Genomic DNA, 12,886 nt, shown 5'->3' with positions numbered 1-12,886 from the left:
TCCACACGGGACGCAGATACCGCACCCTCGACTTGACTTGCAACTTTGTTGCATCTACCTCACAGCTACATGAACTTCAGAAACGTCGTTGTCGGGGCGCTGCACGCATTGCTGGCGGGGACCGTCTTGGTGTCCGGCACGGCCTGTTCACCGGTGGCCACGGGAGAGACCCGGGTACAGATGAGCGGCGAGAAGGGCGCGCAGGACGGCTACCCCAGCCACCTGTTCCAGGATGACTGGTCCGTCCGCTTCACGAAGTACCTGGTGGCCGTGGGGGACTTCACCCTCACCTCCAGCACCGGGGAGGCGCACGCCTCCTCGCGGCACGTGCTGGTGGATCTACAGAAGGGAGACGTGGAACTCACGCGGCTGGCGGACCTGCCCGCGGGGAGGTGGAACGCGGGCTTCGCGGTGCGCCCGCCCACCGAGGACACCGAGCTGCCCGACGGAAACGTCTCCCCCGAGGATCTCACCCTCATGCGCACGCGCGGGTACAGCTACTGGGTCGAGGGCGAAGCCGTGAAGGTCGGAGAAGGCGTTCTCCAGTTCGCCTTCGGCTTCCCGGTCAACGCGCGCATGGTGGACTGCGTGAACGGCGTGGATGGAACCCAGGGCATCATCGTCCCCGAGAACTCCACCGCCGAGGCGGAGGTCACCATCCACGTCGAGCACATGTTCTACGATCGGCTGGGAACCCACCGCGGGGTGAAGCTGCGCTTCGAGCCCTTCGCCGCCGTCGCGGGGGCCGACAAGGTCATCAGCTCCGAGGATCTGGCCACCCAACAGCTCCTGGATCTGCGGGGAATGGATGGGGGCGAGCTGCTCGACAACGAGGGCAAGCCCGTCGTCTACGAGCCGGGGGCCTACAACGTGCGGACGCTCTGGGAATTCGTCACGCAGAGCATCGTGGATCAGGCGCACCTCAATGGCGGAGGAGTGTGCGCGGTCTCTCCCATCACTGGATGAGCGACCCAGGCGGCGGAGGCACCGGCTCCGAGCGAAGGAGGAAGGACTCCGTCCACTTCATGCCCGACTTCAATGCGCTCTCGCGAATCCAATATCCGACGGGGACGGACGCTCCCTGCCGCAGCCCGAAGACGGGAGCCGCCGCCTGCTGCATATAGGGATTCGTGACTGGATCGGAAAACGGGAAGGGATCAAAGACGAGGTACCACGTGGCTTTCGCCGTCTTCAGATAGCCGACGACGAGCGCGGCATGCATCGGAGGGAAGAAGCGCTCCAGTCCCTCTGAGGGAGCATCCGGAGCGCCGGAACTGAGTCCGACGACGATGGGATTTCCCTGGTCGATCTCACGCATCACCTCCCGTGCCTCGAGGGCCGGTGTGGCAGCGGCGAAGATTCTCGGAGTCTGCCGCCCGCTGGCGGCGAGGCGCCTGGGGAAGTCCGTGAGCATCCCCGCCACATCGTGGACAGTGCCAGCGCGCATGGACTCACAGAGGACACACTGGGTGCTGCACTGGAACGACTCGCTCCCCTTGAACAGCGCGCGGACGATGTTGCACTGGGTCGAAAAGCCCGGAGTGTCCTTCGGCCCGAGGACACCATAGTGGCGGAAGATCATCTCTCCGACGGTGATCCAGGACCAGATCGGCCGGGTTTGCGCCACGGGAGCAATCGGCAAGGTCTTCCGCTCCAGGTCCGAGCTGCGCTGGAACGTCACGGGACAGGAGAGTGGGCCCTGGGTCAGGGTCGCCGTCCATGAGGAGCCGTCCACAGCGCCAGCGAGGACGGCCTGATAGGAGCGAGGCACATTCGCGGTGACGCGGAGCTGCTGTTCCTCCACCGTGATCGATTTGAGCTCCGCGGAGAGCCCCTCTTTCGACGAGCTCATGAACCCTTGAAGCCCTTGGGGGCCTGGAGCGATCAGCACACTCAGGGCGAACGGCTCTGGAGGTTGCCCTGGAGGTTGTCCAGGAGGCACTTCCGGGGCTGGGCATGACACCGAGCCCTCCCAGAGCCCTTCGACCGAGGGGGTGGTCGCCAACACCGTCGCGAGAGTGAGCGGCAGCAGGAGCGTCATGTGCGGAGAAGGCTATCAGACGCGGAAGGCCGCGCTTCCCTCCTGGGGCCAGAGAACCTCCGGCTCCGCCCCCTCGTGCACGAGGGCGATGATGGCGCCCTCCAGGTAGCCTTCTTCCTCGAGCGCTTCGAGCAGGGTACGCACGGCGACCTGAGAATCCATGACGCGGCAGAAGATGTTCATCCGCCCCACCTGGTTCTCGCCGCCCTCGACCTCGCCGTTGCCCGTCCAGCCGAGGATGTCCGTGAGCAGTTCCTCCACGGCGTTGCGCTTCTCGAAGTCGTGCCCGGATCCCTTGCCCGCGATCGGGTACTGGACGACGAGCGGAAGCAGGGAGTCCGGCTCGGGCTCGTCATACCCCTGGTCCACGAGCGGCTCGGCCGCCTGGGCGAGGGCCATGTCCGGATCCTCGTCAGGAGGCACCGGACTCGTCCGGTGCTCCCCCATCTCGCCGACGACGCCCGAGTGCACGGACAGCCCGGCCTCGTCCACCCACGCCTCCCAGTAGCGAAGCGTGTCGCCTTCCTTCTTATAGAGCCTCAGCACGCGGGCACCCTACCGCTCCCCGGCTTCAGATCTCCAGCAGCGCGAAGCGCTGATCCGGCGTGTGCTTGGCCATGAGCGGCATCGCCACGTTGTAGACCGGGATGCCGGCCCGGGTCTTTCCCTCTCGGGTGCCATGGTGGGCATGGCCGTGGAACACCGCCTCCGCGCGGTAATGATCGATGGGCATCGCCAGGCGGCTCGTCCCGAGGAAGGGGCGAATCTCGATGTTCTCCCCCTCCAGCGTCTCCGGGATGGGCGAGTAGTGCATGATCACCACCTTCTTCGGTGTGTCGAGGTGGCTGAGCGCGGCCTCCAGCTTGAGGGACTCGGACACGGCCTCCTGCACGAAGGACTTGGTCTGCCCCTCACCGAAGGCCTGCAGGGTGGCGTTGCCAAAGCCTCCGCCGAAGCCCTTCACGCCAGCCACTCCCAGCAACTTTTCGAAGATGAAGTGATCCCCATCCAGGATGTGGATTCCCACCTTCGACAGCTCGGCGCAGATCTCCTTCACCTGGCCGTGCTCGTAGTCGTGGTTGCCCAGCACGGCGGCACACGGCACTCGCAGGGCCGACAGCTCCTCGGCCAACACCTTGCCCTCCTCCACCATGCCGCGATCCGTGAGATCGCCGCACAGCACCAGGAGGTCCGCCGAGCTGTTGACCTGCTTCACGAGCAACCGGAAGCGGCCATGGTGATCCTCACGACAATGGAGATCACCGACTGCTGCCAGTCGAATCTTCGAGCTCGGGTCGCGCGCCACGCTCTCCTCCGTGCTTCCTCTCGTTCTCGTCCCACTGCCGGCCATCGCGGAAACCCCAGTGGTGGATGTCCACGTGGTAGTTCACCCGCGAGATGAGGTTGCCGCGGCACAGCGGCTCCTCCCAATTCCCCTCGCGCACCGTGTCCAGCGTGCGCGACAACAGTTCCGCCATCACCCAGTCCGGAACGATGTCCCGTTGGGACGGGTAGGCGTACCGGAACATCATCAGGTGGCTGAACAGCACCTCCCAGTACCGGTCGAAGCGCCACATCAGGCGCTCCCAATCCATCTCCCGCCCGGCCTTGAGGAGCAGGTGGTTCACGTCCGCGCCGTCATACCGCTCGCGCTCGTTGACGAAGGCCTTGGACCAGATCATCTCCTCGGCGGGAGCCACCAGGCAGCGGTGGCCGAACACCGTGGCCGTCCGAGCGTTGTCGAACCACAGGTCGTCCACCACGGCCACGCCGTTGCCGGACGAGAAGATGAAGTCGACGAAGTAGTCGCCCTTGAAGGCCTTGTAGAGCCACACCTCGTCGGTGCGTTCGGTGCGCCAGCCATCCAGCTCCAGCACCTCGAGCGCCCGGCCCGCGTCCCGTTTTCGAGGGAAGAGGTCCAGATCCTTCGTGTCCCGGTAGATGCCGGTGTACGTGGCGTAGGCGTAGGCCCCGCCCACGACGAAGGGCACCCCCGCGTCGAGCAGGAGCCCGATGGCGCGGGCCCGAGCGTTGATCTCATCGGGAGCTCGAGAGCGCTCGGCTAGCGAGGCATCGAGGCCCATCTCCCCAGGATGGTTCGGGTGTCGCTTTTCCATGGGGCATAACCTAGGGACGGGGGAATTCGCCGGTCGGCCCCCCTCCGATGAGTGCCCGCTGAGCGAGCGAGCAGCCTCCAACCCCTTGGGATTGCTGGACTTTTGGGCCTCGAAAAATGGGATGGGAAATCGGGTTTTCTCTTTTGCGGGGGTGCCGTGTCCATGGGGACGCAAACACGCTGCACGGCCCCGCCGGGGGGCCGATCCCTGAAAGGAAACACCCCATGTTCCGCAAGAGCCTGATGCTGTGCGCCGCCTCGCTGCTGTTCGCTGGTTGTGGCCAGACGGCGGAGGACGACTTCCGCGAGGGCCTGCCCACCAAGGAGATGGTCGCGGTCAAGGAGCCGGGCGGCACCACCTCGGGCAAGAGCCTGGAGGAGGGCGAGGTCAGCGCCTACGAGCTGAAGCTGGGCTCCCGGAGCGACTTCTATGTGCTGACGCGCGGGGCGACGGTGAGCGTCAATGGCGGCACCGCGTTCGCGCTCAATCTGGTGGACGAGGTGACGAAGAACCCGCCCACCTCGCTCAGCGGGGACGTGGCGGTGTGGGGCCCGTACACGGACGAGCTGAGCCCCACCACGTGGAAGCTCACGCTGACGAAGACGGCGGAGAACAGCTACAGCTACCAACTGGAGGGCAAGGCGAAGACGGCGGCGGACTCGGAGTTCAAGATCGTCCTGTCCGGCACGCACAACATCGCCGTGGACGCGCAGGGCAACCGGCTGCGCAACTACGGCTCGGGCGAGATGAAGCTGGACTGGGACGCGGCGCAGACGCTGCCCGAGCACGACGATGACATTGGCACCGCAGTCATCCGCTACTCGCGCCCCACCGCCGAGGCCGTGGCCACGGTGGAGGCGGACTTCCGCAACGTGAAGGACGACGAGCGTCCCGGCACGAAGATCAACGCCGACTACCGCTACAAGGAGACGCCGGGCGCGGGCGGCGAGTTCGACTTCGGCCTCAACAAGAACTTCGACAGCGATCCGGGCCGCTCGGCCATCGAGCACCTCACCATCAAGAGCCGCTGGACGCAGCAGGGGGCGGGCCGCGCGGACGTGGAGATCACCCAGGGTGACTACCTGAGCGCCTCGGCCACACTGAGCGAGTGCTGGGACGCGAACTTCAACAGCCAGTTCCTGGAGGCCAGCTGGGTGCCGCTCCCTGTCTACGGTGGGGTGTCCGCGTGCGGCAGCTTCAGCACGGCCGTCTACTCCTCGCTGTAGTCCAGAAGCACTAGACTGCGGCGCGCGATGGGAAAGAGCCAGCCGGTCCTGAGCGTCATCCAGGGAGGTCCTACCGAGGACCGGCGAGCCTTTCTGCGAGAGCTGTACACGACGTATGGCGGCAGCGTGTTGGGGCGCTGCCGCTACCTGTTGAAGGACGCGGCGAAGGCGGAGGACGCGATGCATGACGTGTTCGCCCGGGCGCTGAGCCACGCGGGCGACTTCCGCTCCGAGGCCTCGCCGCTGACGTGGTTGATGAAGATCGCCACGAACCACTGCCTGAACCAGCTCCGCTCGGAGCGGGCGGGCTGGCGCCGCTGGTTCGAGCGGGAAGAGGCGGCGAAGCCGGAGGGCCACGGAGGTCCGCAGTCCCTGGAGACGCGAGATCTGGTGCGCCGGCTGCTGTCCAAGGTGGATCTGGAGACACAGGCCGCCGTCATCCACTATCACGTGGATGGGATGACGCTGGAGGAGGTGGCTGCGGCGCTGGGGCGTTCGGTGCCCACGGTGCGCAAGCGGCTGGAGCACTTCGCGGAGCTGGGTGGAGAAGAGTTGAGGGTCCCATGAGCGCGCAACTGTCAGAGCATCCAACAGAGTGGACGCTGCGCCGCCTGCACGCGGGTGAATTGCCCGTGGACGAGGCGACCCGGACCCGGACCCACGCGGCCACGTGTGAGCAGTGCACCGCGGTGCTCCGCGACGCCGCGCAGGCCCAGCAGCAGTTCGAATCCGCCCTGCCCTTCGAGCGCTTCGAGGCGGGGGTGAAGCAGGCGGAGGAGCGGCTCCGGAAGGAGGACTTAGCGGAGCGCACCTCGCGCCAGCGGTGGGTGGGCCCGGTGTTCGCTCTGGCGGCCATGGTGCTGGTAGCGGTGGCGGTGAGGCCCGTGCTGAACACGAGCCTGTCGGCGGGCGTGCGAACCAAGGGCGGCGCAGAGGCAGAGCTGCGCATCGGCGGCGAGGGCGCGCAGCGGGAGGCGCGGACGGATGTCCCCGAACCGTTGAAGGCCGGTGAGCTCGTGCGCCTGGGCTACTCTCCGGACGCGCGCAAGTATGTCCTGGCGCTCTCGGTGGACGCCGCGGGCGAGGTGACCCCGCTCTACCCCGAGGCCGGCCAGAGCCTGCCGGTGGAGCCGGGTCCGGGCACGCACTGGCTGCCGGGCAGCCTCGAGTTCACGGGTTCGGGCGCCGAGCGAGTGGTGGTGCTGCTGAGTGACGCTCCCGTGGAGATGAACGCGGCCATGGCCGCCGCGCGCCAGTCCTTCGAGGCGAGCGGGCGGAACGTGGAGCAGATGAAGCCGCTGGATGTGGACGGGGATCAGACCCACTGGATGCTGCTGAAGCCGTGATGCGATCGGGACGACAGCGGGGCGTCCTCGCCCTTCTGCTGCTGCTGGCCACCGCCGCGTGGGCCGAGCCGATGCGCCGCTTCGCGCTGGTGATAGGCAACGACGAGGGCGGCTCGGACACGCGGCCCCTGCGCTATGCCCGCGAGGACGCGCGCAAGATGCACGGCCTGCTGTCGCGGCTGGGCGGAGTGGCGCCCTCGGACGCGCGGCTGCTGTTGAACGAGGATGCGAAGGACGTCCTCGCGGCATTGGCGGAGCTGGAGACCCAGGCTCGCGCGGCCCAGGCCCGGGGCGAGCGCACCGCGCTCCTCATCTACTACTCGGGACACGCGAAGGATGGAGCACTGAGGCTCGGGGACACGCGGCTGCCCTTCGACGCATTCAAGCGGCGGCTGTCCGAGGCACCCACGGACATCCGCATCGCCATCCTGGACTCGTGCCGCTCCGGGGCGCTCACGCGGACCAAGGGAGCCCGCCGCGCACCTGCCTTCGAGATCGACTCCGGGGCCACGCGGGATGCGCGGGGCATGGTGATCCTCACCTCGAGCTCGTCGGACGAGGACTCTCAGGAGTCGGACGTGATCGGCGGCAGCTACTTCTCGCACCATCTGGCCAGCGGGCTTCTGGGAGACGCGGACCGCTCGGGGGACGGGCGGGTGACGCTCTTCGAGGCGTACTCGCACGCGTACGCGCGGACGGTGGCGGACACGGCGGCGAGCAGCGCGGGGCCGCAGCACCCCACCTTCAGCTACGATCTCGCGGGCAACGGCGATCTGGTGCTCACGGATCTGCGCGCGTCCGAGGGGCTCGTGGTGCCGCGCACGGCGCCCGCGGGGGCGTACTACTTCGTGGATCCGGCCGGGCTGGTGGTGGCGGAGTTGGAGAAGGCTCCAGACACGGAGCGCCGGGTGGCGCTGGCTGCTGGCACGTACCGGGTGAAGCGCCGGCTGGAGGATCGCCTGCGCATCGGCGAGGTGGATGTGCGGCGCGGCCAGGAGACGGTGCTGGACGAGGCACGGTTCCGGGACGCGCCCTTCTCGGATGATCCGGTGAAGGGAGCCGGGCCCCGAGGCTCGTTCTGGACGGTGGGGCTGACCGGCGGCTACCACTCCTTCTTCAACGAGAACGCGCGGCGGACACTGTTCCTCTCTGTGCCGCTCATCGGCGCCGAGGCGAACCTCCACAACTACTTCCGCGAGGACTGGGTGTGGAGCTTCGACGTGGCGCTGGGCGGCCGCGACACGAAGCTGAACCTGTCGACCCTGTCGGGTGCCACCTACCGCTACTCAGTGGTCAACCTGGGAACGTCCCTGACCACCGAGTGGCACCTGGGCAGGCTGTCGCCTTTCATCGGAGCGCGGCTCACCTATCTCTATACGGGCCGCAAGTTCGACGGGGACGTCTTCCCGGCCCAGTTCTACGCGGCCTTCTCTCCGGGAGCCGTGGCGGGCCTGCACTTGAGCCTGCTGCGCAGCCTGCGGCTCACCGCGCGGGGCCGACTCCACTACCTGACCTACAACATCCACGAGCAGGGGGCCGGGACCTCGGACCCCAATGCCTCTGAGCGAGCCATCCAGGATCCACCCAGCTCCCTGGCCTACTGGGAACTCGCGGCCCTGGTGACCTATGAACTCTAAGGAGCGAGCGATGCGAAACGTCTGGCCCGCACTCCTCTGCCTCCTCGCCGCGTGCGGCGGCAACATCTCCAACGAGGACCTCGAGTACCTCAACGCGCTGCCCACGCGCGAGGTGCTCGCCAGCAAGCTGCCCGGCAGTGGAACGAACTCGGGCAGCGGTCTGGCCCAGCGTCAGGACCGGCTCGTCGTCGGAGAGCTCTCGCCGATCTTCCGCGACACGCAGAAGACCTCGGCCGAGTTCAACGGTGGGCTGGACGTGCTGCTGAGCACGCTCGAGAACATCCGCACCGTGCCCCCCACCACGCGCGAGCCGGACCGCCGCACCTGGGGCCCGTACCGGGACAACCAGCATCCGGGCAACGACGTGCGTTTCGTGATGACCCGTGACGGCGACTTCTTCGACTACCACCTCCAGTACAAGCCCACGAAGGGCGGCGAGGCCGACTGGTGGTCCTTCCTGGAGGGCTCCTTCAACGCCAGCGCGGGCATCCGCATCGGCGAGGGAGAGCTGCACCTCTTCGTCGCGGACGCGATGAGCCATGGCCTCGACGTGAACGATCTGAACGGGCTCACGCGGCTGGACATCGGGTACCAGAACAAGGATCTGCCCACGCGCGTGGAGATGATCTTTACGGCGCCGCCCACGCTGCCCTCCTCTCCCCTCGAGGTCCGCTTCAACTACCGCGAGCTGCCGGGAGGCTTCGGGGAGCTGCGCTTCCTGGAGAAGGCCATCGACGCGGTGCCCGGCGGGCTGCTGGAGGATGTGGAGATCACCAGCCGGTGGACGCCGGACCGCGGGGGCGTGGGAACGTTCGAGATCCGCGCCGGAGACCTCATGGGCGCCAGCTACAAGGAGTGCTGGGATGCCCAGAACAAAGTGACGTTCGCCAAGAGCAGCTGGGAGCTGTTCGGCATCGGACTCCAGAGCAGCTGCACGGACGTGTCCGGCTTTGAATGACACGCGGTGCCCGAGCGAAAAATTGGCCTGCGTTGAGCCTGATTGTTAGGGAGGCAACCCCACCCGACCGACTCCCGTACGGTCCTCTTGGGATCGGGTATGGCGGCGCGCCATGCCCCTGGCATCTCGGAGTCCGGTGCGGGTGGCTCACTCAGGAGGATCTACACAATGAAGGCGAATCGTCTTTTCATCGCGTGTGTCGCGGCCCTCTCGCTGGCGGCGTGCGGTGGAGGCACCGAGTACTCCGCCACTCTGAGCGGCGGCGCCGAGAAGCCCAATCCGATCGCCACCAGCGCGACGGGAACCGTGAAGGTCACTGTCGGCGACAAGATCGAGGTCGAGGGCAACTTCTCGGGCCTGACCGCGAACGCCTCGAAGGCCCACATCCACGGCCCGGCGGGCGCGGATGGCATTGGCGTGGTGTACTGCGACCTCAACGTGCCGAGCGGGACGAGCGGTGAAATCAAGGCCGGCGAGGGCGCGGGCTCGTGTGCCGACAAGGAGCCGACCGAGGACGAGAAGAAGTACTTCGAGGACGGGAAGATGTACGTCAACATCCACTCCAAGAAGGACGCCGTCACGGACGCCAATGGCGAGATCCGCGGGGATCTGAAGAAGAAGGACTAGTTCCGCGATTGCAGTCCCCTGGGGCAGGCCGGCACCTGCTTGCCTGCCTGCCCTCCCCTGCTGGGATTCCTTGACTCAGCCGGGCGTGCTCTTTAGGTTCCGAGTCTTCCTCAGAAGAAGCCGAAGGATTTCCATGGCCCGCATCACCGTCGAAGACTGCCTCCCCCTCGTCGACAACCGCTTTGCCCTGGTGCTGCTCGGCGCCAAGCGCGCCCGCCAGCTGATGGCCGGCGCCCGCCCCATCCTCGAGATCTCCAAGAACAAGCCGCCCGTGCTCTCGCTGCGCGAGATTGCCACCGGCCGCGTGAAGTTCGACCGTGACGTGCGCGAGGCGCTGTCCGGCAAGTACACCTCCGAGGAGGCCAAGGCCGCGGCCGCCGCGGGCCAGGCCGCCCCCGCCCCTGCCGCTCCCGCGACGCCTCCGGCGCTTCCGCCCCTGGGCGTCTAACCCCGGGTTCCCTCCGGGAGCCCACCCGGGGGAGTCGAGTCTCCCGCGCGCAGCAGCCTCACCGCGCGTGCGGCGATGGACTTCTCCCCCTTGTAGCCCAGCGCCGGGACGAGCTGTGCCAGCGGAACCCACCGCACCTCGTCCACCTCCACGCGCGGTCCAGGCGGAAGCACTCCAAGCTCCCCGGCCTCGTAGCGGAACAGGAAGAAGTGCACGCGCTTGAAGATGCGCTGCCCCCGGAACTGGTAGACGTAGCGGATCTCCCCCAGCGAGGCCATGAGCGAGGCGGTGAGGCCTGTCTCCTCACGCACCTCGCGCGCGGCGGTCTGCTCGGGAGTCTCTCCGGGATCCACGTGCCCCTTGGGCAGTGCCCATAGGTTGCGGCCGTGGGGGCGGATCACCGCCACCTCCCAGCTCCCCGCGTTCTCGCGGATGACCACTCCTCCGGCGGACGCCTCGCGCGGCATACGGGGAGCACCCTACCCCGAAGCGGGCCGCCGGTGGCTCATATCCCTTGCGAGAAATGACGGAGCTTGGCCTCGGCCCCCAGCCGGTAGGCATACCGCAGCTCGGACAGCAGGCGCTCCAGCCGGCGCTGCCCCACATGTCCCATGAGCCGCAGGCAGAAGGAGTGGGACAGGCGGTTGGCCTCCTCGTACCGCCAGCGCTCCTGGGTAGACAGGCGCGGCCGGTAGGAGACGCGCTCGAAGAGCCGGTGCAGCAGCTCCTCGGCCCAGCCCTTCACCCCCTCGCCCCAACGGTGGAGCAGGCAGACGGCGAACTTGTCCACCTCGGCCTGGGCCTCCAACTCCAGCAGCGACAGGGCCCGCCCGTGCGCCGCCGTGTGCGCCACATAAAGGAAGTGGGACACCCCTTCGGCCACCTGGCAGTACCCGTCCAGGTCCCCGTCCAGAAGGTGCCCCACCGGCCCCGCCTCGTACGGCTTGAGCCGGTCCAGCAGCGAGGGAGCCAGGTACAGGGCCAGCTCCAGCTCGCCCTCCCCCTCGCTCACCAGGAGCTCCTCCTCGGAGCGCCCCGTCCCGCCCAGCTGGACGGCGGCCTCCGTATCCACCACGAAGGTCTCCGCCCGCGCCTCGCAGGTGAAGCCGTAGATGGCCTCCAGGTGATCCTGGATTCGACCGATCATTCGCGCTCCTGGCTAGTTGGGCAGGTGCCCCTTGGGCGTGAGCATTCCGGCGTCCACCAATACCCGCTCCAGCTTGTTGCTGCCGGTGCGCACCCACGTCTCGTACACCTTCAAGGTGCCCGTGGACCCTCCCTGCACCATGCCGCGAGCGGAGATCTCCTCCAGCACCTCCACCAGCGCCCGGAACTTCGAGCACAGCTCCCGGTACACCTCGGCGAAGCCAGCCCCGGGGGACAGCTCGGCCACCTGCCCGTACGCCGTGCCGCCCATCTGGATGTAGTAGTCCGAGCCCACCACGCTGCTCTGCAGCGCGCCCGCGAAGAAGCCCGCCTTGTACAGCGACACGTCCCCCAGGCGGCGCAGCGTGCGGATGCGCTCCTCCCGCTCCTGCTGCAGCGCCCGGTGGTACAGCAGCGCCAGGGGCTCGTGGTCCTTGCGCCCCTCTTGCTCCTGGCTGAACAGCTTGTCGCTGGTAGCGAACTCGGTGAGCAGGTTGACCAGGTAGTACTCGGTCAGCTCCGCGATGACGACGCGTTGCCGGCGGATGACCTCGTCCAGGACCGACCTGAAGAACTCCTTCAAAGAAGAACCGGTCACCAGTTCACTCATGAACAGCCACCTCCGTCCCCCACGAGTCCGGGGATACGGGAAATGGTACCAACGTAGATTTCAGGTCGCAAAAGAGACCCCAATCATTTCAGGCACTTACGCTGGCACTCGTGACGGTAGAGTGCCAATCCGCGAACATGTGAGTGCCCTGGAGTCGCAACAGCCCGGAGCCGGAGCGGCCTGGAAAATGCCAGTCAGGACGGCTGTTTAGCCGGATACAAGGACCCGCACGCGGGTCGCTTGACGGTGTGACTTCACTGGTTATTATCCGCCGCGCTTGAGCATTAGCACTCGGTGGTTATGAGTGCTAAAGGCCCCGGGCCCTCAGGCCCCCTATCCCACCCAGACGCACGGTTTCCGCCGGGCGCCTGAAGCACTCAAGGAGACGACACATGGCCACGAAGCTTCGCCCCCTGCAGGACCGCATCATCGTCAAGCGCCTCGCCGAGGAGAACAAGACCAAGGGCGGTCTGTTCATCCCCGACACCGCCAAGGAGAAGCCGCTCGAGGGCAAGGTGATCGCGGTCGGCAACGGCAAGGTGCTGGACGACGGCAAGGTTCGCCCCATGGACATCAAGGCTGGCGACACCATCCTGTTCAGCAAGTACGCGGGCACCGAGATCAAGCTCGACGGTGAGGAGCACCTCATCCTCCGTGAGGAGGATGTGCTGGGCGTGATCGAGAAGTAATCCCCCCACCGCTTTCCCCTTTTTCCTCCCGAGGATTCCAC

At 67.2% G+C, this 12,886-nt stretch carries 16 protein-coding genes; 9 read left to right on the top strand and 7 right to left on the bottom strand.

The window, feature by feature from the left end; genetic code table 11:
• Positions 1-69: 69 nt before the first annotated feature.
• Complete coding sequence (locus tag KY501_RS36045) at positions 70-966, top strand: hypothetical protein (protein WP_224368397.1); 897 nt, start codon at positions 70-72, stop codon at positions 964-966.
• Here the strand turns inward: KY501_RS36045 and KY501_RS36040 are convergent.
• From KY501_RS36040 to KY501_RS36025, 4 genes are all read right to left on the bottom strand, one after another.
• Complete coding sequence (locus KY501_RS36040) at positions 956-1,852, bottom strand: cysteine peptidase family C39 domain-containing protein (RefSeq protein WP_224368394.1); 897 nt, start codon at positions 1,850-1,852, stop codon at positions 956-958. The two genes, KY501_RS36045 and KY501_RS36040, sit on opposite strands and share 11 nt — an antisense overlap.
• A gap of 204 nt (positions 1,853-2,056) precedes the next feature.
• The gene (locus KY501_RS36035; RefSeq protein WP_224368385.1) at positions 2,057-2,587 is read right to left on the bottom strand and encodes a hypothetical protein; all 531 of its coding nucleotides are present in this window, start codon (positions 2,585-2,587) and stop codon (positions 2,057-2,059) included.
• A gap of 25 nt (positions 2,588-2,612) precedes the next feature.
• Positions 2,613-3,317, bottom strand: coding sequence for a metallophosphoesterase family protein (locus KY501_RS36030; RefSeq protein WP_224368474.1), 705 nt, complete (start codon positions 3,315-3,317; stop codon positions 2,613-2,615).
• Positions 3,301-4,158, bottom strand: a complete 858-nt coding sequence (locus tag KY501_RS36025) for a nucleotidyltransferase family protein (RefSeq protein WP_373691677.1) — start codon at positions 4,156-4,158, stop codon at positions 3,301-3,303. The genes KY501_RS36030 and KY501_RS36025 overlap by 17 nt, the downstream gene beginning before the upstream one ends.
• A gap of 224 nt (positions 4,159-4,382) precedes the next feature.
• Between KY501_RS36025 and KY501_RS36020 the strand changes: the two genes are divergently transcribed.
• The 7 genes from KY501_RS36020 to rpoZ all read left to right on the top strand — a co-directional run bounded on the left by KY501_RS36020 (position 4,383) and on the right by rpoZ (position 10,400).
• Positions 4,383-5,384, top strand: coding sequence for a hypothetical protein (locus tag KY501_RS36020; protein ID WP_224368383.1), 1,002 nt, complete (start codon positions 4,383-4,385; stop codon positions 5,382-5,384).
• Between the two features lie 27 nt (positions 5,385-5,411).
• A complete protein-coding gene (locus tag KY501_RS36015; RefSeq protein WP_224368381.1) occupies positions 5,412-5,951 on the top strand; it encodes an RNA polymerase sigma factor in 540 nt (179 codons plus the stop codon).
• Positions 5,948-6,730, top strand: a complete 783-nt coding sequence (locus tag KY501_RS36010; RefSeq protein WP_224368374.1) for a DUF4384 domain-containing protein — start codon at positions 5,948-5,950, stop codon at positions 6,728-6,730. The genes KY501_RS36015 and KY501_RS36010 overlap by 4 nt, the downstream gene beginning before the upstream one ends.
• On the top strand, positions 6,730-8,367 hold the full coding sequence (locus KY501_RS36005) for a caspase family protein (RefSeq protein ID WP_224368373.1): 1,638 nt from the start codon (positions 6,730-6,732) through the stop codon (positions 8,365-8,367). Before KY501_RS36010 ends, KY501_RS36005 begins: the two co-directional genes overlap by 1 nt.
• A gap of 10 nt (positions 8,368-8,377) precedes the next feature.
• Positions 8,378-9,325, top strand: a complete 948-nt coding sequence (locus KY501_RS36000; RefSeq protein WP_224368371.1) for a hypothetical protein — start codon at positions 8,378-8,380, stop codon at positions 9,323-9,325.
• A gap of 168 nt (positions 9,326-9,493) precedes the next feature.
• On the top strand, positions 9,494-9,952 hold the full coding sequence (locus tag KY501_RS35995) for a CHRD domain-containing protein (RefSeq protein ID WP_224368369.1): 459 nt from the start codon (positions 9,494-9,496) through the stop codon (positions 9,950-9,952).
• 133 nt (positions 9,953-10,085) lie between these two features.
• Complete coding sequence (gene rpoZ / locus KY501_RS35990) at positions 10,086-10,400, top strand: DNA-directed RNA polymerase subunit omega (protein ID WP_224368367.1); 315 nt, start codon at positions 10,086-10,088, stop codon at positions 10,398-10,400.
• Here the strand turns inward: rpoZ and KY501_RS35985 are convergent.
• The 3 genes from KY501_RS35985 to KY501_RS35975 are packed head-to-tail and all read right to left on the bottom strand — an operon-like array spanning position 10,397 to position 12,156.
• A complete protein-coding gene (locus KY501_RS35985) occupies positions 10,397-10,867 on the bottom strand; it encodes an NUDIX hydrolase (RefSeq protein ID WP_224368365.1) in 471 nt (156 codons plus the stop codon). The genes rpoZ and KY501_RS35985 overlap by 4 nt on opposite strands.
• A gap of 38 nt (positions 10,868-10,905) precedes the next feature.
• Positions 10,906-11,547: a hypothetical protein gene (locus KY501_RS35980; protein WP_224368364.1), complete on the bottom strand. Its 642-nt coding sequence runs from the start codon at positions 11,545-11,547 to the stop codon at positions 10,906-10,908.
• A 12-nt stretch (positions 11,548-11,559) separates the two neighbouring features.
• Entirely contained in the window at positions 11,560-12,156 is a 597-nt protein-coding gene (locus tag KY501_RS35975) for a hypothetical protein (protein WP_224368362.1), read from the bottom strand.
• Between the two features lie 392 nt (positions 12,157-12,548).
• Between KY501_RS35975 and groES the strand changes: the two genes are divergently transcribed.
• Complete coding sequence (gene groES, locus KY501_RS35970; protein ID WP_224368360.1) at positions 12,549-12,845, top strand: co-chaperone GroES; 297 nt, start codon at positions 12,549-12,551, stop codon at positions 12,843-12,845.
• Positions 12,846-12,886: the final 41 nt, after the last annotated feature.

Origin of the sequence: Hyalangium versicolor, from assembly GCF_020103695.1 — a bacterium.
In the GTDB taxonomy this organism is placed as follows: Bacteria; Myxococcota; Myxococcia; order Myxococcales; family Myxococcaceae; genus Hyalangium; species Hyalangium versicolor.
The sequence above is the reverse complement of the archived record's forward strand: the minus strand, read 5'-3'. Positions and strand labels throughout refer to the sequence as shown.

Excerpts from the sequence above, each read along its gene's own strand:
- KY501_RS36040 (WP_224368394.1), bottom strand. The coding sequence starts at position 1,852 with ATGAGCTCGTCGAAAGAGGGGCTCTCCGCGGAGCTCAAATCGATCACG.
- KY501_RS36000 (WP_224368371.1), top strand. The coding sequence starts at position 8,378 with ATGCGAAACGTCTGGCCCGCACTCCTCTGCCTCCTCGCCGCGTGCGGC.
- KY501_RS36020 (WP_224368383.1), top strand. The coding sequence starts at position 4,383 with ATGTTCCGCAAGAGCCTGATGCTGTGCGCCGCCTCGCTGCTGTTCGCT.
- KY501_RS35975 (WP_224368362.1), bottom strand. The coding sequence starts at position 12,156 with ATGAGTGAACTGGTGACCGGTTCTTCTTTGAAGGAGTTCTTCAGGTCG.
- KY501_RS36025 (WP_373691677.1), bottom strand. The coding sequence starts at position 4,158 with ATGGAAAAGCGACACCCGAACCATCCTGGGGAGATGGGCCTCGATGCC.
- KY501_RS36005 (WP_224368373.1), top strand. The coding sequence starts at position 6,730 with ATGCGATCGGGACGACAGCGGGGCGTCCTCGCCCTTCTGCTGCTGCTG.
- KY501_RS35985 (WP_224368365.1), bottom strand. The coding sequence starts at position 10,867 with ATGCCGCGCGAGGCGTCCGCCGGAGGAGTGGTCATCCGCGAGAACGCG.
- KY501_RS35980 (WP_224368364.1), bottom strand. The coding sequence starts at position 11,547 with ATGATCGGTCGAATCCAGGATCACCTGGAGGCCATCTACGGCTTCACC.
- KY501_RS36045 (WP_224368397.1), top strand. The coding sequence starts at position 70 with ATGAACTTCAGAAACGTCGTTGTCGGGGCGCTGCACGCATTGCTGGCG.
- KY501_RS36010 (WP_224368374.1), top strand. The coding sequence starts at position 5,948 with ATGAGCGCGCAACTGTCAGAGCATCCAACAGAGTGGACGCTGCGCCGC.
- KY501_RS36015 (WP_224368381.1), top strand. The coding sequence starts at position 5,412 with ATGGGAAAGAGCCAGCCGGTCCTGAGCGTCATCCAGGGAGGTCCTACC.
- KY501_RS35995 (WP_224368369.1), top strand. The coding sequence starts at position 9,494 with ATGAAGGCGAATCGTCTTTTCATCGCGTGTGTCGCGGCCCTCTCGCTG.
- groES (WP_224368360.1), top strand. The coding sequence starts at position 12,549 with ATGGCCACGAAGCTTCGCCCCCTGCAGGACCGCATCATCGTCAAGCGC.
- rpoZ (WP_224368367.1), top strand. The coding sequence starts at position 10,086 with ATGGCCCGCATCACCGTCGAAGACTGCCTCCCCCTCGTCGACAACCGC.